Here is a 21,755-nt window from a genome sequence, read left to right as displayed (position 1 = left end):
CGCGGGTGGGAGCGGCTCTGGCGCACGCGCCACACCTCCGGCGGCAGCGGGAGTTCCGGCGATGTATCGCTTTCCCTTCGCGGCGAAGCCGCCTATATGACGCTCCTTCGCAGACAACGAGGTTCGCCATGCCGCCCGCCAAGCCGTCCGCCGTCCGGATGTCCGACACCGAAATCGCCCGCGTGCAGATGTACCTGCGCAAGACGCTGGGCAATCCCAAGATTGTGATCGAGCCGCCGGCCAAGCCCGGCCAGTCGGCCGAAGTGACGGTGGATGGCGAGTTTTTCGGCACGCTGAACCGTGACGAGGACGAGGGCGAGGTTTCCTATGCCCTGAACGTCGTCATCCTGGAAGAGGACCTGCCGGAGCCGCCGGCCATTCCGCGCCGCTGATTTCCCGGTCTTTTCCAGTCTATCGTCCTGGGGCGCCCTGGGGCGCCCGATAGCGTCGTGCGTTTGATGTGAAACGCACGACGCTATAATTTTATGTTTGGCGATCGGATTCACGCTTCAAATCGAGTCAGATTTTACGCGATCCGATCTAGCGGCTGCGAGCGCGAAGCTCCGCTGCCAGGGCGGCCAGCAGGGTCTGTCCGCCAGACAGGGTCAGGCCGCGGACGAGGACAATCGCCTTGTGCCCGCCGCGTCGGTGCATGACCAGCCGCACATTGCGGCTGCCGGCAGCCTTCAATTCCGCCTTTACAGCGTCGTTCGGCGCCACATTGCCGGCGACAAGCGTCATCTCCGCCTTGTGACGGTAGTCGTGCGCCGGGTCGATCCAGGCGACGAACAGCGGCTTGCCGCCCACCATCGGATAGAGCGCCAGATCCCGGATCGTCTCGTGCGGATGGATGCGCGCGCCGTCCACCGTCAACCCGCGTTCCGTCACGCCGAGCCGTACGGCGCGGCGCTGCACCGTCTCCGACAGGGTCACCACCCACAGAAGCAGCACCGGCACCGCACAGAAGGCGGCCAGCCATTGCAGCATGCCGGACAACTCGTCGGGCGCCAGCCCGGCCCCGGCGATGAAGCCGGTCGCCAGCAGTCCCGCGATCAGCAGATAGCGCGTGCGGATCACCGGCGTCAGCACTGGTGTCGCCACGAACACGGTGCCGGCCGCGCCGTCTTCGCGCGTGACTTCCAGACTGGGGGGCGGCTTGGCGGTGGGCATGTCGCTGGCGCGGTCGTGAACGGGGGGTGATCCTGTTCCGGCGCGGTGCCGCCCGTCCAGTTCTTTCGCCCTGTCCCTTCCACGGGGCATCAGCACCCGCGTTGCGTGTCCGGGCGGGGCGGCCTCTCGCCCGTGCCTTGAAAATGGCGGGGGGCGTGATAATCTGCGGGGCAGGAGGTGACGCGAGCCGCTTCCTGAATGACGGGACCGGTTTCCCGGCCCCGCCAACGTTGGCTTACCTGTCCTGGTCCGTGTTGAAGCCCGCTTGGAACTCGAACTTCAGCTTGAACCAGAAGCGGCCAAGCCGCTTCAGGAATTTTCTCGCTCGCGTCACCTCCTTCCGGTTGCCATTGACGCGCGATGCATTCCCGACGGCGCGAAAATGTAAGGCACCCATGCGTGTGCCAATTGCGCTGCGGCGAGAATTTCCCTCAAAGTTGCGTTCCGATGCCTTTGGGCGAGAGGGTTGGGCTTTTGCAACCCTGGTGCCCTGATCTGAGCGGTGATAGTTTGCGGAGTGGATGATTTCTGACCAAACCGTCAGGTCGGTCTTCCAAATCCGTCTCATATCCGCTTTGTGAAGGACCGCTGCCCGTGACCTTCCCAAATCCGCTCGATGTCCGGGAGGCGACCGCTTCCACGCAAGGCTCGGACCGGGGCGCTTCTTCGGCCAAGTCCCCGGTGGTTGTCGAGGCACGCAAGCTCTCTCTGGTCTATCCCACGGCGGACAAACCGGTCACGGCGCTGAGCGAGGTCGATCTGACCATCGCCAGGGGTGATTTCGTGTCGCTGATCGGGCCCAGCGGCTGCGGCAAGACCACGCTGCTGCGCGTGATCGCCGATCTGGAACGTCCGACCTCCGGCCGGATCGCCATCGACGGCATGACGCCGGAGCAGGCGCGGCTGAAACGGCTCTACGGCTACGTCTTCCAGGCTCCGGCGCTCTATCCGTGGCGGACGGTGGAGCGCAACGTGATGCTGCCGCTGGAGATCATGGGGATCGCCCGCGCCGAACGGCAGGCACGGGCCCGCGAGCAGCTGGAGCGCGTCGGCCTGTCGGGTTTCGAGCGCAAGTTCCCCTGGCAGCTGTCCGGCGGCATGCAGCAGCGTGTCTCCATCGCCCGCGCGCTGGCCCTTCAGCCCGACCTGCTGCTGATGGACGAGCCGTTCGGCGCGCTGGACGAGATCACCCGCGACCACCTGAACCTGCATCTGACCCAGCTGTGGCGGGCGACCGGCAAGACCTGCGTCTTCGTCACCCATTCGATTGCCGAGGCGGTGTTCCTGTCCACCCGCATCGTGGTGATGAGCCCACGCCCCGGCCGTATCCTCGACGTCATCGACTGCGATAGCCTGCCGCGCGAGCGCACGCTGGACATCCGCGAGTCGCCGGAATTCGCCGCCATCGCCCACCGCGTGCGCGAGGGGCTGAAGGAAGGGCACAGCTACGATGACTAGGCGCGCGCTTCCCGTCACCGTGATGACGCTGCTCCTGCTGGCGGCCTGGTACATCGGGGCGGCGTGGCTGAACTGGCCGCAGGCGGCGGAGACGCTGGTGCGCGCCAGCAAGCCGGCCGGCTTCGCAGATGTGCTGGCCCAGGCCTATGCGATGAAGCGGCCGATCCTGCCCACCCCCGATCAGGTGGTGGTGGAGCTGTGGACTTCCCTGACCGGCTACGCACCGACCAGCCCGCGCAACCTGCTGTTCCATGCCTGGGTGACGGCGGAGGCGGCGCTGACCGGGCTGGCGATGGGGCTGCTGCTGGGCATCCTGCTGGCCGCCGGCATCGTCTATACCCGGACGCTGGAGGCCAGCCTGCTGCCCTGGGTGATCGCGTCGCAGACCATTCCGATCCTGGCGATCGCGCCGATGATCGTCGTCATTCTCGGCAACATCGGGCTGGCCGGGCTGCTGCCGAAGGCGATGATCTGCATGTATCTCTGCTTCTTCCCGATCACGGTCGGCATGGTGAAGGGGCTGCGCTCCTCCGATCCGCTGTGGCTCGACCTGATGCGGACCTATTCGGCGAGCGGGTTGCGCGCCTTCTGGTCGCTGCGGCTTCCGGCCTCGATGCCCTTCCTGTTCGCCAGCCTCAAGGTGTCGGTCGCCATCAGCGTGGTCGGCGCCATCGTCGGCGAGCTGCCGACCGGCGGGCAGGCCGGGCTGGGCGCGCGGCTGCTGTCGGGGTCCTATTACGGCCAGACCGTGCAGATCTGGGCGGCACTGATCATGGCCTCGCTGCTGTCGGTGGCGCTGATCGCGGTGGTGCGTGGGCTTGAACTGGTCCTGCTGGGCCGGGCGGGGGCGCGATGAGCGATTCGACAAGCGATGGGGCGACGAATCCCTACCGCACCAGCCTGCGCACCGCCGCCGATTGGGGGTTGGTCGCCATCGCCCTGCCGGCGCTGGCGGCACTGGCCCTGCCGGTGGGTGTCCGGAACGGCGCCGCCCTTGGCTGGTTCGGCGGAACCATGGCGCCGCTGTTCCTGATCGGGGTGGTGCTGGCCGTCGTTGCCGGCGCGTCGGCACCGAAGCGGGTCTGGGGCGCCTGGGTAGAACTGGCCGGCGTGGCGCTGGCCTGGCTCCTGCCGCTGCATCTGCTGAACGAAGGGCTGGACCTGTCGGCCGGCTGGGGGCTGTGGCTGTTCCTGGCCGCGGCGACGCTGCTGCTGTGGCGGGTGATGGGGGTGCTGGCCGGCGTGCCGGGTTGGACCCGCTCCGTCATCGTGCCCGGCCTGTTCGGGCTTGGCCTGCTGGTGGGGTGGGAGGCGCTGGTCCGCGGCTTCCAGGTGCCTGCGATCCTGCTGCCGCCGCCCAGCCGCATCGCCGCGGCACTGGCCGCCAACGCGCCGGTGCTGTGGGACGATTTCGGCCAGACCGTGCTGACCTCCGTCCTGCGCGGCTATGTCATGGGCTGCGGTGCCGGCTTCCTCGTGGCAATCCTTGCCGACCGTGTGCCGTTTCTTGCCCGCGGATTGCTGCCGCTCGGCAATCTCGCCAGTGCCATCCCGGTGGTCGGCATCGCGCCGATCATGGTGATGTGGTTCGGCTTCGACTGGCAGTCCAAGGCGGCGGTCATCGTCGTCATGACCTTCTTCCCGATGCTGATCAACACGCTCGCCGGCCTCGGCAATTCGGAGCGCATCCAGCTCGACCTGATGCGCAGCTACGCCGCCGGCTATGGCCGCACGCTGGTCAAGCTGCGGCTGCCCAATGCGCTGCCCTTCCTGTTCAACGGCTTGAAGATCAACTCCACCCTGGCCCTGATCGGCGCCATCGTTGCCGAATTTTTCGGCACGCCGGTGGTCGGCATGGGGTTCCGCATCTCCACCGAAGTGGCGCGGATGAATCTCGACATCGTCTGGGCCACCATCGCCGTTGCGGCGCTGACCGGTTCCGGCCTGTATGGCGCGCTGGCACTGCTGGAGCGGGCGACCACGGCCTGGCATCCGTCGATGCGGAGGCGCTGACGGACTTCGCGAAGCCACTGGCACGGCCATTGCTTTCACCCAGCCAATCCAGCCGGCAAGGGAGGTGGGCATGGCCGATGTCGTCGTTCTGAAGCATGTCCGCCTGACGCGGGCCCTGCTCGCCATCGAGATGGCCGCAGCGTCGCTGGACGGTGAGCTTGTCGCCCTGCGCACCGCCGGACAGGCCGGTCTGCTGGGCGACCATGCCGAGGAAGCCACGCTTCTGCGCACCTATGTCCGCACTCTGCGCGTCCTGTTGCAGGCGATGACCCCCGACGAGGTGGACGAGGCGGGCCTCAGCGAACGCCATGCCCTGGCCGAGGCCGCGGTCGGCCGCTGTGCCGGCGCATTGCGGGTGCTGGAGTTGCCCACAGGCAGCGGGCCGGTCAGCGGGATTGCCTGACGACTGCTGTCGCGAATCCGACAGCGGCTTGACGCCTTCCAGTCACTACCATACTGCTGTATGGCTGGGATGCGGAACGCCTTTCCCCTCTCCGCCGCCGGATCGCCGCGCTATAGTGGCAGGCCCAACGAACAGTCGGACTTCACCGACAAAGCTGCAGGCTTGATAAGGGCGCGATGAGGCTTCTCGTTTCCGATCTGACCCACCGCTATGACGATCTGACCGTGCTGGACGGCATCGACCTGACCCTGGCGGAGGGGGAAATCCTGGCGGTGATCGGCCCCAGCGGCTGCGGCAAGTCGACCTTGCTCGGCATCGCCGGCGGCATCGTCGCCCCGACCTCCGGCAGCATCCGGGTGGAGGGGGAGGTGCCGGACGGCTGCCTCAACCCGATCACCTTCATCTTCCAGGACTTCGCCCTGCTGCCCTGGCGCACGGTGGAGGACAATGTCGCCCTGGTGCTGGAGCATCACAAGCTGTCCGCCGCCGAGCGGCGCGAGCGCATCGACGGCGGTCTGCGCCGCATGGGGCTGTGGGAGTTCCGCAAGGCTCTGCCCAAGCAGCTGTCCGGCGGCATGCGCCAGCGGGTCGGCATCGCCCGCGCGCTGGCGGTGCGCCCGGCGATGCTGCTGCTGGACGAGCCGCTGTCGGCGCTGGACGCCCAGACGCGCGAGCTGCTGATGGACGATTTCCTCGAGCTTTGGCGGCGGGAGAAGACCACCGCGCTTTATGTCACCCACAATCTGGACGAGGCGCTGCGGCTGGCCGACCGTGTCTGTGTGCTGAGCCGCCGTCCAGGCCGTATCCGCGAACTGGTCACCATCGAGGAGCCGCGGGAGCGCCGGCAGGAGCCGTCGGCCCAGGCCCATCTTGCCGAAGTGCGCGACCGTCTGTGGCACCTGATGAAGGCCGAAGCCCAGATGGCCGACCGGGAGATCGCCCGTGCCTGACAGCCTGAACCCGCCCACTGCAGCCGCTGCCTCCACGATGGGCCAGCCCGTCCGCTTCCGTGGCGGCGGCTTTGCCGTGAAACGCCATCCCTGGGCGGCGCTGGCCGCCTTCGCCGTGCTGATCGCGGTGTGGGAGGGGGTGAGCCGCCTCGGCCTCGCCAGCCCGCTGTTCCTGCCGCCGCCGAGTGCCGTCGCCCATGCCCTCTCGGGCATGGTGACGGACGGATCGCTGTGGGTGAACCTGAAGGCGTCGCTGGGGCGCATCGCCGTTGGCTGGGTGTTGGGCACGGCGGGGGGCATGCTGGTCGGCTTCGCCATGGGCATCTTCTCCACCGCCCGCGCGGTCGGCGTGCCGCTGGTGTCGGCCTTCTTCCCGATCCCGAAGATCGCGCTTCTGCCGCTGTTCATCCTGTGGTTCGGCATCGGCGAGCCGTCGAAATTCGCCACCATCGGCTTCGGCGTCTTCTTCCCCACCGTCATCGCCACCTACAGCGCCATCGATTCGGTGCCGCGCAACCTGATCCGCATGGCGCAGAGCTTCGGCCTGCCCTGGCGGTCGATCCTGCGCTCCATCGTTCTGCCGGGCGCCCTGCCGGGCATCCTGGCGGGATTCCGCATCACCGCCTCCATCGCGCTGATCCTGGTGGTGGCGGCGGAGATGATCGGGGCGGAATACGGCATCGGCGCCTTCGTGCTGATGGCCGGCAACCTGATGCAGACCGACACGCTGCTGGCCGGCGTGCTGGTGCTGTCGCTGCTCGGTCTCGCCATCGGCACCGTGCTGTCGCAGCTCGAGCGGCGCCTGCTGAACTGGCGCTGACTGATCCAGTCCAAGAAACCTGAACCATCCATCGGGAGGATTTCCGTCCATGACCGCCACCATGACCATGGCCCGCCTCACCCGGCGCGCCCTGATCGCCACCACCGGTGCTGTCTTCGCCGCCGGCACCCTGATGTCCGCCGCGCTGGCGCAGCCGCTGGAGAAGGCGACGGTCGGCGTGCTGGCGCTGTCCTCCTCCGGGCCGATCTTCATCGCCAAGGCGAAGGGCTATTTCGCGAAGGAAGGGCTGGACGTCGAGCTGAAGATGTTCACCTCGGCCCAGCAGGTCCCGGTCGCCGTGACCTCGGGCGATGTCGATTTCGGTGTCACCGGCCTGACCGCCGGCTTCTACAACCTCGCCTCCAAGGGGGCGGTCACCATCATCGCGGCGCAGAGCCGCGACGAGCCGGGCTTCCCCCTCAGCGCCTATCTCGCGACCAACGCCGCCTACGATGCCGGGCTGAAGACGCCGGCCGACCTGAAGGGCAAGCGGGTCGCCATCACCACCGTCGGCTCGACCTTCCATTATATGATCGGGCTGCTGGCGCAGAAGCACGGCTTCACGGTCAAGGACGTGACCATGGTGCCGTTGCAGGACGTGCCGAAGATGGTCGCCGCCTTCAAGGGCGGGCAGGTCGACGCCATCATCGCCCCGTCCACCGTGTCACGGCAGCTGGTGGCCGACGGCGCGGGCAAGATGCTGGGCTGGGTCGGCGACGAGACGCCCTGGCAGCTCGGCGCCCTGTTCACCGCGCCGAAGACGATGAAGGACCGCCGTCCGCTGGTCGAGAAGTTCGTCCGCGCCTACAAGACCGCGCTGGCCGAATACCACGCCGCCTTCAACGGCAAGGACGCCGCCGGCAATATGGTGAAGGGCCCCGGCTATGACGAACTGCTGACCATCATCGCCGACGCCACCAAGCAGAAGCCCGACATCGCCGCCGCCGGTCTGCCCTATGTCGATCCGCAGGCCCGCCTGCTGGTGGACGACGTCGTCAATCAGGTGAAGTTCTGGCAGTCCGAGGGTCAGGTCGACAAGGCGCTGGATCCGAAGTCGGTGATGGACCTCAGCGTCGCCGGGCAGTGACATCCCACTCCTGGGGGAGGGGCGGTCACACCGCCAGATAGGCCGCCCTCACCCCATCGTCCGCCATCAGTTCCGTCATCGTGCCGGTCCAGCGCAGGCGGCCGGTTTCGATGACGCAGGCGCGGTCGGCGACGGATGAGGCAAAGGACAGGCTCTGTTCGGACAGCAGAACCGACAGCCCCTCCGCCTTCAGCCGCCGCACCGCCTCGGCCATCTGCTTGACGATCAGCGGCGCCAGGCCTTCCGACGGTTCGTCGAGCAACAGCAGCGACGGGTTGCCCATCAGCGTGCGCGCCAGCGTCAGCATCTGCTGTTCGCCACCGCTCATCCGGGTTCCGCGGCGTCCGCGCATCTCCGCGAGGTTGGGGAACAGGGCGAAGAGTTTCTCCGGCGTCCAGGCCGGCGCGCCGGGGCGCGGCGGCTGGCGGCCGACCTCCAGATTTTCCTCCACCGTCAGATCGGCGAAGATGCGGCGGTCCTCCGGCACATAGCCGACGCCGAGCCGGGCGATGCGGTGCGTGGGCAGGGCCGACAGGTCGCGGCCGTCGAAGCGGAGTGTCGCCGCGCGCCGCTCGACCAGCCCCATGATCGCTTTCAGCGTGGTGGTCTTGCCGGCACCGTTGCGGCCCATCAGCGCCACCACCTCGCCGCGGCCCACGGTCAGGGCGATGCCGTCGAGGATGTGGGCGCGGCCATACCAGGCCTGGAGGCCGTCCACCGTCAGCAGGGGGTCGCTCACGCCTCGCCTCCCAGATAGACGGACTGCACGCGCTTGTCGGCGCGCACCTGATCCGGCGAGCCCTCCGCGATCAGCCGGCCGCGGTCGAGCACCAGCACGCGGGTGGCGTGGCCGAAGACGGCGTCCATGTCATGCTCGGTGAACAGAACGGCGAGGCCGCGCTCGCGCACCAGCTCTGCCGTCAGCGCCATCAGGGCGAGGCGTTCGGCCGGCGCCATGCCGGCGGTCGGCTCGTCCATCAGCAACACGGTCGGTTCGCTCGCCAGCGCCATCGCCAGCTCGACCCGCTTCACGTCGCCATAGGCCAGCACGCCGCAGGGGCGGTCGGCCTGTGCCGCCATGCCGACGCGCTCCAGCAGGGCCAGCGCCGGTTTGCGGAGTTGGGCGGCGACCGGGCGCCACAGGCCGAACAGCCTGCGGGCGCGCGACAGCAGGACCATCTGCACATTCTCCGCCACCGTCATCGATGCGAAGGTCGCGGTGATCTGGAAGGTGCGCCCGACCCCCAGCGCCCAGATGCGCCGCGGCGGCAGCCCAACCAGTTCGGTGCCGTCCAGCCGGACCGAGCCCGAGTCGGGACGCAGCTGGCCGTTCAGCAGGTTGAAGCAGGTGCTCTTCCCGGCGCCGTTAGGGCCGATCAGCGCCAGCAGGTCGCCGGACCGCAGGGTGAAGGAGACGCCGCCCACCGCCTGCACCCCGCCGAAGGACCGTTGCAGGTCGTGCACCACCAGTTCGCTCATGCCCGCCTCCCGATACCGGACAGGAAGCCGACGATCCCCTTGGGGAAGACCAGCACCAGCGCGACGATGATCAGGCCCAGCACCAGCCGCCACCAGTCGGTCAGGCTCATCACCTCCGACTCCAGCAGGTGGAACGCCACCGCACCGGCAAGCGGCCCGGCGACGGTCTGGATGCCGCCCATCAGCACCATCACCAGCGCGTCGACCGATTGCGGCACCGCCAGCAGGGTGGGGAAGACGCTGCCCTTGGCGAAGGCATAGAGGCCGCCGGCCAGCCCCGCCGCGCTGCCGGCCAGCACGAAGGCCATCCATTGGAAGCGGCGCACGTCGATGCCCACCGATTCCGCCCGCAATCCCGAGTCGCGGCCGGCCCGCAGCGCATAACCGAAGGGGGCGAAGGCCACCCGGCGCAGCAGCCACAGCGCGCCGCCGCACAAGCCCAGCGTCAGCCAGTAGTAGGTCGCCTTGCCCGCAGCCCAGCCCGGCGGCCAGACACCGAGGATGCCGTTGTCGCCGCCGGTCACCGCATACCATTGGAAGGCGATCGACCAGACGATCTGGGCGAAGGCCAGCGTCAGCATGGCGAAATACAGCCCCGACCGCCGCACGCAGAACCAGCCGGCGATCAACGCCCCCAGTCCGGCCAAAACCGGCGCCCCGGCCAGCGCCAGCGGCATCGGCGCCCCCAGATGCTTGACCAGCAGGGCAGAACCGTAGGCGCCCAACCCGAACCATGCGGCATGACCGAAGGACACCAGCCCGCCCAGCCCGATCAGCAGATGCAGGCTGGCGGCGAACAAAGCGAGGATCACCACCTCGGTCAGCAGGATCAGCGCGTAATCGCCGGCGACCAGCGGAGCGGCGGCCAACAGCGCCAGCAGCGCCAGCGCCCACGGCCCGGCATGGCGCCCGGCCGACAGCGGCACGGTCACCGTGGCCGGTGCGGTCGGCGGCACCTCATCGGCCCGGCCGAGCAGGCCGTGCGGGCGCAGGACCAGAACCACCGCCATGAACAGGAAGACCAGCACCAGCGTGATCTGTGGGAAGACCAGGATGCCGAAGGCCTGCAATTGCCCGATCAGCAGCGAGGCGAGGAAGGCGCCGGTCAGGCTGCCCATGCCGCCGACCACGACGACGACGAAGGCCTCGACCACGATGGCCATGTCCATCTGCAAGGTCACCGATTCGCGCGGGACCTGCAAAGCGCCGCCCAGCCCGGCCAGCGCGCAGCCCAGGAACAGCACGCCGGTGAACAGCCGCGCCGGATCGACGCCCAGCGCGCTGGTCATCTCGCGGTCCTGCGTCGCCGCACGCACCAGGGTGCCCCAGCGGGTGCGGTTGAACAGCAGCCACAACAGCCCGAGCACCAGCGGCCCGAGCCCGATCAGCATGAGGTCGTAGAGCGGGAAGGGCTGGTCCAGAATGTCGATGGAGCCCTTCAGCCCCGGCGCGCGGCGGCCCAGCAGATCCTCCGGCCCCCAGGCCCAGGCGGTCAGATCCTGCACCACCAGCACGACGCCGAAGGTGCCCAGCAACTGGAACAGCTCCGGCGAGCGGTAGAGCCGGCGCAACAGCCCGATCTCCATCACGGCCCCCAGCACGCCCATCGCCAGCGCCGCGGCGGCGACCGACCCCCAGAAGCCGGCCGGCGTGCCGCCGAACCGCTCGATCAGCGACCAGCCGGCATAGGCCCCGACCATGTAGAAGGAGCCGTGCGCGAAATTCACGATCCGCGTCACGCCGAACACGATGGTCAGCCCCGACGACACCAGGAACAGCGTCGCCGCGGTCGCAAGCCCGCTGAGGGCCTGGACGAGCAGGAAGGACATGGGGGGAGGCGCCGGAAGCCGGGCGCCTTACTCCGCCGGCCGCATCTTGCGCGCCGCGTCGTCGGGCGGCAGATAGTTGGCACCGTCGGCGTAGCGCCAGTCCTTCATGGTGCCGCGGCCGTCCTTCACGGTCGTGGTGCCGACATAGGCCCCCATGGTCGCCTGATGGTCGGACGCGCGGAAGGTCACCGGGCCGACCGGGCTGTCGATGGTCAGGCCGGCCAGCGCATCGACGATCGGCTCCGCATTGGCCGACTTGGCCTTGGTGATCGCGGCGGCGACCGCCTTCATGGTGATGTAGCCGACGATGGACCCCGCCTTGGGCGAGTCCTTGAAGCGCGCGGTGTAGGCGGCGACGAAGGCCTTGTGGGCGGGCGTGTCGATCTGGTCCCAGGGATAGCCGGTGACGATCCAGCCTTCCGGCGCCTCGTCCTTCATCGGCTCCAGATATTCCGGTTCGCCGGTCAGCAGGCTGACGACCTTGCGGTTGCGGAACAGGCCGCGGCCCTCGCCCTCGCGCACGAACTTGGCGAGGTCGGCGCCGAAGGTGACGTTGAAGATGGCGTCGGGCTTGGCGGCGGCGAGCGCCTGCACCGTCGGGCCGGCCTCCAGCTTGCCCTGCACCGGCCACTGTTCGGCGACGAACTCGACGTCCGGGCGCTTTTCTTTCAGCAGCTGCTTGAACCACGCCACCGCCGACTGGCCGTATTCGTAGTTGGGGGCGACGGTGGCCCAGCGCTTGGCCGGCAGCTTCGCCGCCTCCTCCACCAGCATCGCCGCCTGCATGTAGGTGCTGGGGCGCAGGCGGAAGGTGTAGCGGTTGCCCTTCGACCAGGTGATGGCGTCGGTCAACGGCTCGGCCGCGACGAAGGGCATCTTGTTGCGCGCGGCGAAATCGGCGACGGCCAGCCCGATGTGGGAGAAGTAGGTGCCGGCCAGCACGTCGACCGCCTCGTTCGTCACCAGCTCCTGCGCGACGCGCACCGCGTCGTCGGGCTTGCCGGCATCGTCGCGCGAGACGACCTGAAGCTCGCAGCAGCCGATCACGCCGCCTTCGGCGTTGATCTCCTCCAGCGCCAGCTGCCAGCCCTGGCGGTAGGGAATGGTGAAGGCGGGCAGGCCGGTGTAGCTGTTGATCTCGCCCACCCGCACGGGTGCGCCGGAGAATTTCACCGGTTCTTTCGCTGACTGAGCCGCTGCGGGGCCGCCAGTGAGAGCCGCCGCTGCAAGTGCGACTGACAGGGTGGCGCCCAGAGTGGCCGGGCGGAGGAGCTTCGCCAGCGGCGAGGCGGTCGGGTGGCGGTGCTTCATCCTGCGGGGACCCCGGTTCGTAAGAGACCAGCGGCGTGTCCGGTCGCGGTGCGACGCAACACACCGCGTTCATAGCAAACCCGGCGCAAAAGTCACCGACTGATCGGGGTTTTCCCGCCTGTGCCCCTTCCGCCTGCGCCCCTCCTGCAGTTGCCGCCTCGGGTGCCGCCTACATCAGGCGGGCCAGCAGCGACATGAACTGCACCCGCTCCTCCTCGCTCAGCGGGGTCAGCGTCTGTTCGTGGGCGGCGGCGGCGTTCGCCATCAGGTCGATGACCAGGGCCTGGCCGATCCGGGTCAGCCGGACGCTGGTGCGGCGGCGGTCCTGCGGGTCGGGCTGGCGTTCCACCAGATTGCGTTCCACCAGCCGCAGGATCACGCCCTGGGTCGTGGCGGGATCCATGTAGGTCAGGCGGCCGAGCTGGTTCTGCGACAGCGGACCTTCGGCATACAGCGTGGCCAGCGCCCCCCATTGGGTGGGCGTCAGCAGCTGATCGCCGATCAGGTCTATGAAGATCGCCGAGGCGCGCTGATGGGCGCGGCGAAGGCGATGGTGAACCTGGCCGGCCAACTGGTAATCGTCGGGAGGCAGTCGTCCGAAGTCGTCCATGTCAACGGGCCCGTGGTTCGCGCCCGCCTTCGGTCCGGGGCGAAGGCTGGGGCGGACACGGATCGCCGCTCCCGGCTGCGTGGGCAGGGATGGCGCGGCGTTTCCCGCCTGTCACCATCCGATGCGTCCATCATGCGTTCCTCATGGAAAGGGTAGAAAACACAATGGGCGCAGTGCAATCTTCGCAGATGCGGCATAGAGCCACAGGAATGCGAATGTCATCGCTTGCGCAACAAAGGAAGCACCGAAAGCCTGAAAATAAGCTGCGAATGGATGCTGTCGCAATTCGGAGAGTCTGCGCCGCCGATTCATGACCGCGGCGGCGCGATACGCTTGCGCCGCCGCCGCATTTCACCGGCTGCTTTTGGTCAGGGCGTCCGTTTGGGCGGGTAGCTGTCGGGCGGAGCGGTCTTTTCGGCCGGGCTGGCGGCATCGTCCTTCTCGGGGGGAGTCACGCCGCCCGGCGTGTAGGGCGGGGTGGTGGCGTCGGGCGGGCGCTTGGTCGAGGGCGGCGGGGGCGGTGTGTCGAGTCGGCGTGTCATGCGGCACCTTTGCGGGTCAAGAAACGTGATGAACAACCCGATACCGGGCAGGCGGTTCCAAAGCAGGAACCCCTGGCGCAGCCGGTTTCACCTCATTGGTCTATGACCTTGATCTTAGGACCATTTGGAAAATGCGCTGAAATCAAGCGGGTCATCGCTTCGGGCGCCATTTCCGGACCGGCAGCTTTTTGTTGCGGCCACACCACAGGACCCAGCAAAAGCAGCGATGCATGGGCTTCACTGTTGCGGTGGAAGCACGGTTTGTTGTGTCTTTGCCGAGGATGCGTCCGCAGCGGTCCCGGCCGGGGTTCTGGCCGAAGACCTGCGGCGGCGCGCCTCCCACCAAGGAGCCGGACCCCCGGCCCAGTGAGCCGACCGAACCCAGCCAAGCGCGGTGACTCCATGAAGACCAGCACCCTTTCCCTCCTCGCCCTCGCTCTCGCCTCGACCGGGCTGACGTCGCTTCCCGCCGCCGCCCAGGACGACCTGCAGCGTGGCGAAACCGTGCTGGAGCGTCGCCGGCCGGAGCTGGAGCAGCTTGGGCTGCGCGCCGGCTCCTTCCTGTTCCTGCCGCGGGTGGAAGCCGGTGCCACCTATGACACCAACGTCTACGCCACCCGCGACAATCACGAGGACGACGTCATCTGGACGGTCCGGCCGCGGCTGGACATCAAGTCGGACTTCTCGGCCCACGCGCTGAACTTCTCGGCCTCTGCCGATGCCGGCCGCTACAGCGACCATTCCGGCGAGAACTACACGGACTATGCCGTGCAGGCCGACGGACGCTTCGACGTGAACAAGGGCGGTGCGCTGGACGGCCAGCTGTTCCACCGCCGCAATCACGAAGGCCGCGGCGATATCAACAGCCTGCAGGGCTACGCCGAGCCGGTGACCTTCCTCACCAGCGGCGGCGAAGCCGGCTATACCCAGCGCTTCAACCGCCTGCGTGCCCGCGTTTCCGGTTCTGCCCAGTACATCTCCTACGACGACGTCGACCTGATCGGCGGCGGCGTCGCCCGCCAGGGCGACCGCGACCGCTGGGAATACGCGTCGGTCGGCCGCGTCGGCTATGAGTTCATCGAAGGCTACGAAGCCTTCGTCCAGGGCACCTATTCCTGGACCCGCCACAAGAACGACCGCGACGCCTTCGGCCTCGACCGCGACTCGGACGGGTACGAGGTGGTGGGCGGTCTGGCCACCGACCTGACCGGCCTGATCACCGGCGAGGTCTTCGCTGGCTACCTCGTCCGCAACTACAAGGATTCGCGGCTGGAGGACTTCAGCGGCCTGTCCTTCGGCGGGCGCGTGAACTGGGCGGTCACCCAGCTGACCGGCATCAGCGCCACCGCCAGCCGTCAGGTGCGCGAGACGTCGGCCAGCCCCGGCTTCGGCACCGCCTCCAGCTACACCCGCACCCTGGTCGCCCTGGGCGTCGACCACGAGCTGCTGCGGTCGCTGGTGCTGAACGGCCGCCTGCAATACCGCCAGGACGACTTCAACGGCAACGACCGCAACGACAAGGTCTATACGGCTGGCGTCGGCGGCACTTACCAGATGAACCGCAACCTGTATCTGACCGGCGGCTACACCTACGAAAAGCGCAATTCCAACATCAGCTCCGCCGAGTACAGCGACAACCTGATCTATCTGCGACTCGGCGCCCAGATGTAATCCAGCATGTAATCCGGCGGAATCGGATCGGCCGACCGGGAAAGTCCCGGCCAAAGGGCCTAAAGGTTCCGCTGAACAGGGCAGGGCGTCCGTCCTATGACGGGCGCCCTTTTCTTATGCCTGCTCTTATGATCGATGGCGATGTACTGAACAGATCCGAAGGCGGTAATTCCTCTCCACTTTTTCCCAAGCGCTTGCGAGTTGCTAGTCTCCACCCGAATTCAGGTGCGTGACCAAAGGGCGCCGCTGCAAGGCGGCCGGCGGATGGGTCGGTTTCTCGGAACCGACCCGTCGAAGGGGCCGGACCGGCGCTGTGGCAGGCATCCACCAGCCAGGGAAAGGGTTTAGGGATGAATCGACGTCAGGTGATCCGTGCGCTGGGCCAGGGGATCGGGTTGGCCGCGCTCGCCGTTGCCATGGTCGGCTGTGCCGGCGGCAACGACGCGCCGATGGAGACCGCCAGCGCCGGTCAGATCGGCGAATACCGTCTCGGCCCGGGTGACGCGCTGCGCGTCATCGTGTTCGGCGAAGAGCAGCTGTCCGGAGAATTCCGAGTCGACGGCACCGGCAAGGTCGCCATGCCGCTGATCGGCGAGGTTTCGGCCAAGGACCGCAACACCCGGGACCTGGAAAAGGAAATCTCCACCCGGCTGTCCGCCGGCTATGTGAAGGACCCGAAGGTCAGTGTCGAGGTGCTGAACCACCGTCCGTTCTTCATCCTGGGCGAGGTTCGCAATCCCGGCCAGTACCAGTATGTCAACGGCATGACCGCCCTGTCGGCGGTGGCGATGGCCGGCGGCTACACCTATCGCGCCAAGGAGGACTACGTCCTCATCACCCGCGGCAGCGATCCCAAGAAGGAAATCCGCAAGGCCCCGATCACCACCTCGGTGATGCCGGACGACGTGGTCCGCATTCCGGAGCGCTATTTCTAAGCATCGCTTTCCAGGCCGGCGGCAGTGCGCCGCCGAATCGCAAGAAAGCCCGGCCGGGGAACACCCGGCCGGGCTTTCTGCCGTCTGCGGATCGGGACTTCCGATCAGGTGTCGAGCGTGTCGCCGCCCTTCTTCTGTCCCGGCGGCATGCGCTGGCTGCTGGGAACGACCGCATCGCGGGAGATGCCATGCGGCGGGGTGGTGCCGGCGGCTTCGTCATCGGTGCCGAGCGGCGCCGCGGCGGGATCGGTGGCGGGAACCTTGTCGCCGGTCAGGCCGTGGTCGATGTCCGCGCGCATCCGATTCGCTTCCGCGCTGGGGGTGGTGGGCGTCCTGACGTCCGACTCGGGATGGGGCTTGGTCATGGTCGGCCTTTCGCGCAAACTGCCGTGAGGGGCATTCCGATGCCTTCACCAACCGCCGCATCCTGCCGGGGGTTCCCCGCCGGGACATATCGGTGGTCGTAAGACCCGGCCAGACGGCTCAACGCCATGGGAGCGCCCGATGCCCGACACCGGACTGACGCTGTTGGCGTACGGCATCCCGGCGATTGCGATGGCCTTGTTGCTCGCCGCGACGGTCCTGGCGGTCCGCGCCCGCGGATGGCGGCGGCTTTATTGGGCCTGCTGCACGATCCTGATCGCCGGCGGCAGCGCAGGGGCGGCCGGTGCCCTGTGCTGCCTGCCTCCGACGGTGCTGCCCGACGGGTCCATCAGCGGAGAAATGCCACCGACCTTCGGAGTCGGACTGACGCTGGCTTTCGTGGGGTGCGGCGCGGCCCTGCTCGGCCTGATCTTCGTCGTGGGCAGGGCCCGTCCGCGTCGGCGCCGGGGCGCAAATTAGCGATGAAGCCGGACTGACAGCAATTGGAGTGAGCAAGGGTACGCTCCCGGCCTACCCCCGTTCACTCCGCCGGGACGGGGTTGTTGAGCGAGCGCTCGACGAACTGGTAGACGACGACATCCGGCTTCTGCTCCTCGATCAACGCCTTGTCGAAGCGCAGCCCCTTGTGCTCCGTGACCACCGCCTTGCTGAAGCTTTCGGCGATGTACGGGAACATCGGGATGGTGAAGGAATCGCGGAACCACACCACGCTGGGGGCCGTCGGCAGGTCGGCGCGCAGGATGTTCTGGACGATGCCGTTCGGCATCGAGACGTCGTTGGCGCGCAGTTTGGGCGGCCTCAGGGACTCGTAGCGGACTTCCTCTTCCCGATAAACCGCCGCCAGTCCCAGCATGCGGGCGAGATCGAGGTCGACGCCCTGGCGCATGACGCGAACCTGCTTCATGTCGGCCGGCGTCAGCGGCGTGAAATCCGGGCGGACCGTCTTGATCCACTCCACGATCCGCCGATAGCCGACGGCGAAGGCGGCATCGCCCGTCCAGTGCGTGTCGGCCTGGAGGTAGACCTTCATGCTCTTCTTCGCGGCGACGAGGTCGGCGGTCATGTCCTTGAACACCAGCGGCGAGCGACGCTCCGCCAGCCGCCGCACGATCTGGTCCATCCGGCTTTCCGGATTCACCTGGGTGGCCCAGGCGGGCAGGTCCTCAAGATAGACGCGCTCCTTGTTGGGGATCGCGACCATCAGCATGGGGATGCCGCGTTCCGCCAGCCATGCCTGCCGCCGCTCCATCACGTCGATCCAGCGGTCCAGCTCCTCCGGCGAGAAGCGGTCGATGCCGCGCGTCTGCTCCAGCGCATGCTCGCCCGTGTAGAACAGCCAGCCGTTCCGGCCGAGCACGACCAAAGGCGAGGTGCTCTGGCCGAAGACCTTGACCCGGATGAAGTTGTTGGCGAGGACAAGATCGTTGCGGAAGCCGAAATGGTCCTTCAGCCACGCCTCGAAGCGCTGCGGCAGGACGGAAAACTCATTGAAGGTGGTGGGCAGGCGGGGCAGCTCGTTCGGCGCCCGCATCTCGGTCGCCGTCACGCCAGTTCCGACGGACAGTGTCTGGCCGATCATGGGCAGCAGAAGGAGCGCCAGGAAAATCCCGATGCACAGCTTCTGCAAAAGCGTGCTGTGCACGATCCCGAGAGACATCGCTCGCATGGTCAGAACCGGAAGTAGATGAACGGGTTGTAGGTGCCGGCCGCAAGGCTCATGACGGCCAGAGCGAACATGCCGAGCAGGCCGGCAAGGTACAGCGCCTCGCCGGTGCCGACCAGCATGCGCCCGCCGGCCGCGTTCCGCACCGCATCGAGCCCGCTCCGCACCAGCCGGCCGAGCAGCGGCGTCGCGGCGACCGCGCCGATGACCAGCGCGGTGACGGTTTCCGGCGTCAGGAACTGCAGGGCATGCGGCGCCAGAGGGCTGGGATGGCCGGCGCCGGCCATGGCCTTCAGGAAGATCCAGGCATGGCCCAGCGTGTCGGCGCGGAAGAAGACCCAGCCGATCATCACCACCAGCAGCGTGTAGACGTGGCGGATCGCCGGCACCGACCGGTCGAGCATCCGGGCGATGCCCAGCCGTTCGAACACCAGGAAGGCGCCGTGCCACAGGCCCCAGACCACGAAGGTCCAGCTGGCGCCATGCCACAGGCCGCACAGGAAGAAGACGATCAGCAGGTTGCGGTAGGTGGCCAGCGGACCGGCGCGGTTGCCGCCCAGCGGGATGTAGAGATAGTCGCGGAACCACATTGACAGCGAGATGTGCCAGCGGCGCCAGAATTCGGTGATCGACTGGGCGATGTAGGGATAGTTGAAGTTCAGCGGGAAATGGAAGCCGATCATCAGCCCCAGCCCGATGGCCATGGTCGAATAGCCGCAGAAATCGAAGAAGATTTGCAAGGTGTAGCAAACGATGCCCAGCCAGGCGATCGGCAGGCTCAGCCCCGTCGGGTCGAGCGCGAAGATCTGGTCTGCCGCCACCGCCACCGTGTTGGCGATCAGCACCTTCTGCGCGAGGCCGATCACGAAGATCTGAATGCCCTCGGCGAACAGTCCGGCGCTGACCCTGCGGTTGTGGATTTCGTCGCGGATGTCATGGAAGCGGATGATCGGTCCCGCCACGAGCTGCGGGAACATGGTGATGTAGACGGCGACATAGATCAGGCTGCGCTCGACCGGAACCTGCCGGCGGTAGACGTCGATCAGGTAGGACAGTGCGTGGAAGGTGAAGAACGAGATGCCGAGTGGCAGATGCACCTGCGGCGGGCCCGAGAACAGGTTGGGCAACAGCGCGGCCACCATCTCGTAGAAGAAGCCCAGATATTTGAAATAGACGAGGATGCCCAGATTGACGACGACGCCGGCACCCATGGCGAGCTTGCGGCCCCGCCCTTCCTGGCCGGCGATCCACAACCCGAAGCCATAATTGACGAGGATCGACAACAGCATGACGTAGGTATAGATCACCTCGCCATACGCATAGAAAACCAAGCTGAAGAAAAGCAGCGTTCCGTGCTTCAGCGGCAGGGAATAATAGCAAAAGATAAAAATTGGCAAAAAATAAAATATAAATACGATAGAGCTGAAAACCATCATCCACCCTTATGCTATACCTGCTGCGCGCCTGTGGTTCCGGAACTTCAAATTCAAGCGGCATTTCGGTCCAGAGCGGCATGGGGTATACCCCAGATCGGGTATCGTATCCAGACCTATGCGGGAACAGTGCAACCCTACAGCGACAGGCCGGCGGGGCTTCCCGGTGTGCGTTGCCCTGCTCGTGACCGCAAAGGGTCGGAAATCCCTCTGGTTGCAACCGGATGGGAGCGTCGATGCCGCACTCCAAGCGGCTGGACAACCCCGACGTCCGATGAGTCCCTCGTGCCGGCGGATTGAGCCCGCCTTAAGCAGACCGGCAACCGAGCGATTTTTTCCCGGAAAGCAAAACGGCCTAGCGCGGGGTGCGCTAAGCCGTTGAAAACTGGTGCCGGATACAGGAATCGAACCCGTGACCTTCTGATTACAAATCAGCTGCTCTACCAGCTGAGCTAATCCGGCGCGCCCGCCGCTTGCGGGACGCACACCTTAGCGTCCCTTTTCCGCGTAAACAAGCACTTGACCGAGAGGCCTCGCGGTTCGGTCACTCGCGCAGGCGGGCGACCTCGTACAGCGCCACCGCGGCGGCATTCGAGACGTTGAGGCTGCCGACGGGTCCGCCGGTCGGCAGCCGCGCGATGGCGTCGCAGCGCTCCATGGTCAGCCGGCGCAAGCCGCTGCCTTCCGCCCCCATCACCAGCACCGTCTTGCCGGTCAAATCCAGCTTGGCCAGCGTCGACGGTCCCGATTCGGCGAGCCCGACCGACCAGAAGCCGTTCTGCTGCAGATCCGTCAGCGCCCGGGCCAGATTGGTGACGCGGATCAGCGGCACGGCCTCCAAGGCACCCGAAGCGCTCTTGGCGAGAACGCCGGTCGTCTCCGGAGCATGGCGCTCGGTCACCACGACGGCACGGGCGCCGAAAGCGGCGGCGGAGCGCAGGATGGCGCCGACATTGTGCGGGTCCGTCACCTGATCGAGCGCCACGATGACCGCCGAGGTTTCCCCGGCCAGCTCGTTGCACAGATCCTCGATGCCCAGATCGGGCAGGGGAGACGCATCGATGACGACGCCCTGATGCACCGCACCCGCCGGCAGCATCCTGTCGAGTTCCATCCGATCGGCGGGCGAGGCCTCCGGCCTTTGAAGCCCCTGGGCGCGGGCGGCGGCGATTGCCGGCTCCAGCGCAGCGCGGCCCGAGTCGGTCACCAGCAGGCGGTGGATGCGCCGTTCGGGGTTGGTCAAGGCAGCGGCCACCGGGTGCAGTCCATAAAGAAGCACGCCGCGTGCCGCCGGCCCCCGTCCTCCCTTCGCCGGCTTGCGGCCGCCCCGCGCTCCCTCGTCCCCTTCGTCCTGCCGCGGAGACGCGCCTTGCTGCGGCCTGCCGCCGGACCGGTCGGCGTTGCGGTCTGCGGGACGGGTGGAGGAGGGGCCGGAACCGGGATGTCTGGAGCGCGTCATGATACCCACGAAGAAGGGGAGGGGGCCGCAGCGGACTGCAGCCTAATTTTTTCTGGTGTGAACCGCTTAACCCGTGTTGACAAGGCCTGAAAAATTCGCATATTGCCGAACTCCGCGGCGGGCATCGCCAGGCCGCGGACTGGAAGGGTGGCCGAGTGGTTAAAGGCAGCAGACTGTAAATCTGCCCGCGTTAGCGTACGCTGGTTCGAATCCAGCCCCTTCCACCATTACTTTCCACGGCTTGTCCGTGATCGCGTTTGCCCCGGACGGTCGCGCCGGCGGGATGCTTGCGGGTGTAGCTCAATGGTAGAGCAGAAGCCTTCCAAGCTTACGACGGGGGTTCGATTCCCCTCACCCGCTCCAATCCCGCGTGCGCCACGGAAAACCGATCTCGGCCGGGCCATTGTGTGCGTCCGGAACGTCGGGAACGAAAGACCAAAGCGATGGCGAAGGCAAAGTTTGAGCGGAACAAGCCGCACTGCAACGTTGGCACGATCGGCCACGTCGACCACGGCAAGACGTCGCTGACGGCGGCGAT

Annotated in this window: 23 protein-coding genes and 3 tRNA genes; 14 read left to right on the top strand and 12 right to left on the bottom strand. The window is 67.3% G+C overall.

The window, feature by feature from the left end:
- Positions 1 to 128 precede the first annotated feature (128 nt).
- Complete coding sequence (locus tag CRT60_RS32555) at positions 129 to 392, top strand: DUF3126 family protein (RefSeq protein WP_098740518.1); 264 nt, start codon at positions 129 to 131, stop codon at positions 390 to 392.
- 148 nt (positions 393 to 540) lie between these two features.
- Here the strand turns inward: CRT60_RS32555 and CRT60_RS32550 are convergent, their stop codons facing one another.
- Positions 541 to 1,170, bottom strand: coding sequence for a hypothetical protein (locus CRT60_RS32550; protein ID WP_098740517.1), 630 nt, complete (start codon positions 1,168 to 1,170; stop codon positions 541 to 543).
- Positions 1,171 to 1,764: 594 nt separating this feature from the next.
- Here CRT60_RS32550 and CRT60_RS32545 point away from each other — a divergent pair.
- The 7 genes from CRT60_RS32545 to CRT60_RS32515 all read left to right on the top strand — a co-directional run bounded on the left by CRT60_RS32545 (position 1,765) and on the right by CRT60_RS32515 (position 7,901).
- A complete protein-coding gene (locus CRT60_RS32545) occupies positions 1,765 to 2,628 on the top strand; it encodes an ABC transporter ATP-binding protein (protein WP_425290422.1) in 864 nt (287 codons plus the stop codon).
- A complete protein-coding gene (locus tag CRT60_RS32540; protein ID WP_098740516.1) occupies positions 2,621 to 3,484 on the top strand; it encodes an ABC transporter permease in 864 nt (287 codons plus the stop codon). The genes CRT60_RS32545 and CRT60_RS32540 overlap by 8 nt, the downstream gene beginning before the upstream one ends.
- Complete coding sequence (locus CRT60_RS32535; protein WP_098740515.1) at positions 3,481 to 4,641, top strand: ABC transporter permease; 1,161 nt, start codon at positions 3,481 to 3,483, stop codon at positions 4,639 to 4,641. Before CRT60_RS32540 ends, CRT60_RS32535 begins: the two co-directional genes overlap by 4 nt.
- 70 nt (positions 4,642 to 4,711) lie before the next feature.
- Positions 4,712 to 5,044 carry a hypothetical protein gene (locus CRT60_RS32530; protein ID WP_098740514.1) on the top strand — a complete coding sequence of 111 codons (333 nt, stop codon included), beginning with the start codon at positions 4,712 to 4,714 and terminating at the stop codon, positions 5,042 to 5,044.
- Positions 5,045 to 5,220: 176 nt separating this feature from the next.
- Entirely contained in the window at positions 5,221 to 5,994 is a 774-nt protein-coding gene (locus CRT60_RS32525; protein WP_098740513.1) for an ABC transporter ATP-binding protein, read from the top strand.
- Positions 5,987 to 6,814 carry an ABC transporter permease gene (locus CRT60_RS32520; RefSeq protein WP_342210692.1) on the top strand — a complete coding sequence of 276 codons (828 nt, stop codon included), beginning with the start codon at positions 5,987 to 5,989 and terminating at the stop codon, positions 6,812 to 6,814. The genes CRT60_RS32525 and CRT60_RS32520 overlap by 8 nt, the downstream gene beginning before the upstream one ends.
- A gap of 49 nt (positions 6,815 to 6,863) precedes the next feature.
- Positions 6,864 to 7,901 (top strand): ABC transporter substrate-binding protein, encoded by a 1,038-nt coding sequence (locus CRT60_RS32515; RefSeq protein WP_244592877.1) that lies wholly within the window; start codon positions 6,864 to 6,866, stop codon positions 7,899 to 7,901.
- Between the two features lie 25 nt (positions 7,902 to 7,926).
- Here CRT60_RS32515 and CRT60_RS32510 read toward each other — a convergent pair whose 3' ends face one another.
- The 6 genes from CRT60_RS32510 to CRT60_RS36330 form a co-directional block, all read right to left on the bottom strand.
- Positions 7,927 to 8,640: an ABC transporter ATP-binding protein gene (locus CRT60_RS32510; RefSeq protein WP_098740511.1), complete on the bottom strand. Its 714-nt coding sequence runs from the start codon at positions 8,638 to 8,640 to the stop codon at positions 7,927 to 7,929.
- Positions 8,637 to 9,380: an ABC transporter ATP-binding protein gene (locus CRT60_RS32505; RefSeq protein ID WP_098740510.1), complete on the bottom strand. Its 744-nt coding sequence runs from the start codon at positions 9,378 to 9,380 to the stop codon at positions 8,637 to 8,639. Before CRT60_RS32505 ends, CRT60_RS32510 begins: the two co-directional genes overlap by 4 nt.
- Positions 9,377 to 11,209 (bottom strand): ABC transporter permease, encoded by a 1,833-nt coding sequence (locus CRT60_RS32500; protein WP_098740509.1) that lies wholly within the window; start codon positions 11,207 to 11,209, stop codon positions 9,377 to 9,379. The genes CRT60_RS32505 and CRT60_RS32500 overlap by 4 nt, the downstream gene beginning before the upstream one ends.
- 27 nt (positions 11,210 to 11,236) lie before the next feature.
- A complete protein-coding gene (locus tag CRT60_RS32495; protein ID WP_098740508.1) occupies positions 11,237 to 12,520 on the bottom strand; it encodes an ABC transporter substrate-binding protein in 1,284 nt (427 codons plus the stop codon).
- Positions 12,521 to 12,689: 169 nt separating this feature from the next.
- Entirely contained in the window at positions 12,690 to 13,130 is a 441-nt protein-coding gene (locus CRT60_RS32490) for a MarR family winged helix-turn-helix transcriptional regulator (RefSeq protein WP_098740507.1), read from the bottom strand.
- 368 nt (positions 13,131 to 13,498) lie between these two features.
- On the bottom strand, positions 13,499 to 13,672 hold the full coding sequence (locus CRT60_RS36330; protein WP_158285612.1) for a hypothetical protein: 174 nt from the start codon (positions 13,670 to 13,672) through the stop codon (positions 13,499 to 13,501).
- Positions 13,673 to 14,074: 402 nt separating this feature from the next.
- Here CRT60_RS36330 and CRT60_RS32485 point away from each other — a divergent pair, with 402 nt between their 5' ends.
- A complete protein-coding gene (locus CRT60_RS32485; protein ID WP_098740506.1) occupies positions 14,075 to 15,343 on the top strand; it encodes an outer membrane beta-barrel protein in 1,269 nt (422 codons plus the stop codon).
- Between the two features lie 350 nt (positions 15,344 to 15,693).
- The gene (locus tag CRT60_RS32480; protein WP_098740505.1) at positions 15,694 to 16,278 is read left to right on the top strand and encodes a polysaccharide biosynthesis/export family protein; all 585 of its coding nucleotides are present in this window, start codon (positions 15,694 to 15,696) and stop codon (positions 16,276 to 16,278) included.
- A gap of 104 nt (positions 16,279 to 16,382) precedes the next feature.
- Here the strand turns inward: CRT60_RS32480 and CRT60_RS32475 are convergent, their stop codons facing one another.
- Positions 16,383 to 16,577, bottom strand: coding sequence for a hypothetical protein (locus tag CRT60_RS32475; protein WP_244592876.1), 195 nt, complete (start codon positions 16,575 to 16,577; stop codon positions 16,383 to 16,385).
- A 205-nt stretch (positions 16,578 to 16,782) separates the two neighbouring features.
- On the opposite strand from CRT60_RS32475, the gene CRT60_RS32470 reads away from it, so the two are divergent.
- Positions 16,783 to 17,121, top strand: coding sequence for a hypothetical protein (locus CRT60_RS32470; RefSeq protein ID WP_098740503.1), 339 nt, complete (start codon positions 16,783 to 16,785; stop codon positions 17,119 to 17,121).
- 61 nt (positions 17,122 to 17,182) lie between these two features.
- On the opposite strand, the gene CRT60_RS32465 is transcribed toward CRT60_RS32470, so the two are convergent.
- From CRT60_RS32465 to rlmB, 4 genes are all read right to left on the bottom strand, one after another.
- Positions 17,183 to 18,304: an alginate O-acetyltransferase AlgX-related protein gene (locus CRT60_RS32465; RefSeq protein ID WP_161958140.1), complete on the bottom strand. Its 1,122-nt coding sequence runs from the start codon at positions 18,302 to 18,304 to the stop codon at positions 17,183 to 17,185.
- A gap of 26 nt (positions 18,305 to 18,330) precedes the next feature.
- On the bottom strand, positions 18,331 to 19,656 hold the full coding sequence (locus CRT60_RS32460) for an MBOAT family O-acyltransferase (RefSeq protein WP_244592875.1): 1,326 nt from the start codon (positions 19,654 to 19,656) through the stop codon (positions 18,331 to 18,333).
- 488 nt (positions 19,657 to 20,144) lie between these two features.
- Positions 20,145 to 20,220, bottom strand: a tRNA-Thr gene (locus CRT60_RS32455).
- Positions 20,221 to 20,302: 82 nt separating this feature from the next.
- Positions 20,303 to 21,217: a 23S rRNA (guanosine(2251)-2'-O)-methyltransferase RlmB gene (gene rlmB / locus CRT60_RS32450; RefSeq protein WP_098740501.1), complete on the bottom strand. Its 915-nt coding sequence runs from the start codon at positions 21,215 to 21,217 to the stop codon at positions 20,303 to 20,305.
- Positions 21,218 to 21,358: 141 nt separating this feature from the next.
- Here rlmB and CRT60_RS32445 point away from each other — a divergent pair.
- The 3 genes from CRT60_RS32445 to CRT60_RS37840 all read left to right on the top strand — a co-directional run.
- Positions 21,359 to 21,444 (top strand) — tRNA-Tyr (locus tag CRT60_RS32445).
- A 62-nt stretch (positions 21,445 to 21,506) separates the two neighbouring features.
- Positions 21,507 to 21,580: transfer RNA gene (locus CRT60_RS32440), tRNA-Gly, on the top strand.
- A gap of 80 nt (positions 21,581 to 21,660) precedes the next feature.
- Positions 21,661 to 21,755 (top strand): GTP-binding protein (locus CRT60_RS37840; RefSeq protein ID WP_246194550.1); only part of this gene is annotated, 95 nt, incomplete at its 3' end.

Origin of the sequence: Azospirillum palustre, assembly GCF_002573965.1 — a bacterium.
Lineage (GTDB): Bacteria > Pseudomonadota > Alphaproteobacteria > Azospirillales > Azospirillaceae > Azospirillum > Azospirillum palustre.
The sequence above is the reverse complement of the archived record's forward strand: the minus strand, read 5'-3'. Positions and strand labels throughout refer to the sequence as shown.

Bases quoted from the DNA above. Each gene is read 5' to 3' on its own strand.
- CRT60_RS32555 (WP_098740518.1), top strand. From the start codon at position 129: ATGCCGCCCGCCAAGCCGTCCGCCGTCCGGATGTCCGACACCGAAATC.
- CRT60_RS32550 (WP_098740517.1), bottom strand. From the start codon at position 1,170: ATGCCCACCGCCAAGCCGCCCCCCAGTCTGGAAGTCACGCGCGAAGAC.
- CRT60_RS32540 (WP_098740516.1), top strand. From the start codon at position 2,621: ATGACTAGGCGCGCGCTTCCCGTCACCGTGATGACGCTGCTCCTGCTG.
- CRT60_RS32535 (WP_098740515.1), top strand. From the start codon at position 3,481: ATGAGCGATTCGACAAGCGATGGGGCGACGAATCCCTACCGCACCAGC.
- CRT60_RS32530 (WP_098740514.1), top strand. From the start codon at position 4,712: ATGGCCGATGTCGTCGTTCTGAAGCATGTCCGCCTGACGCGGGCCCTG.
- CRT60_RS32525 (WP_098740513.1), top strand. From the start codon at position 5,221: ATGAGGCTTCTCGTTTCCGATCTGACCCACCGCTATGACGATCTGACC.
- CRT60_RS32515 (WP_244592877.1), top strand. From the start codon at position 6,864: ATGACCGCCACCATGACCATGGCCCGCCTCACCCGGCGCGCCCTGATC.
- CRT60_RS32505 (WP_098740510.1), bottom strand. From the start codon at position 9,380: ATGAGCGAACTGGTGGTGCACGACCTGCAACGGTCCTTCGGCGGGGTG.
- CRT60_RS32500 (WP_098740509.1), bottom strand. From the start codon at position 11,209: ATGTCCTTCCTGCTCGTCCAGGCCCTCAGCGGGCTTGCGACCGCGGCG.
- CRT60_RS32495 (WP_098740508.1), bottom strand. From the start codon at position 12,520: ATGAAGCACCGCCACCCGACCGCCTCGCCGCTGGCGAAGCTCCTCCGC.
- CRT60_RS32490 (WP_098740507.1), bottom strand. From the start codon at position 13,130: ATGGACGACTTCGGACGACTGCCTCCCGACGATTACCAGTTGGCCGGC.
- CRT60_RS36330 (WP_158285612.1), bottom strand. From the start codon at position 13,672: ATGACACGCCGACTCGACACACCGCCCCCGCCGCCCTCGACCAAGCGC.
- CRT60_RS32485 (WP_098740506.1), top strand. From the start codon at position 14,075: ATGAAGACCAGCACCCTTTCCCTCCTCGCCCTCGCTCTCGCCTCGACC.
- CRT60_RS32480 (WP_098740505.1), top strand. From the start codon at position 15,694: ATGAATCGACGTCAGGTGATCCGTGCGCTGGGCCAGGGGATCGGGTTG.
- CRT60_RS32475 (WP_244592876.1), bottom strand. From the start codon at position 16,577: ATGCGCGCGGACATCGACCACGGCCTGACCGGCGACAAGGTTCCCGCC.
- CRT60_RS32470 (WP_098740503.1), top strand. From the start codon at position 16,783: ATGCCCGACACCGGACTGACGCTGTTGGCGTACGGCATCCCGGCGATT.
- rlmB (WP_098740501.1), bottom strand. From the start codon at position 21,217: ATGACGCGCTCCAGACATCCCGGTTCCGGCCCCTCCTCCACCCGTCCC.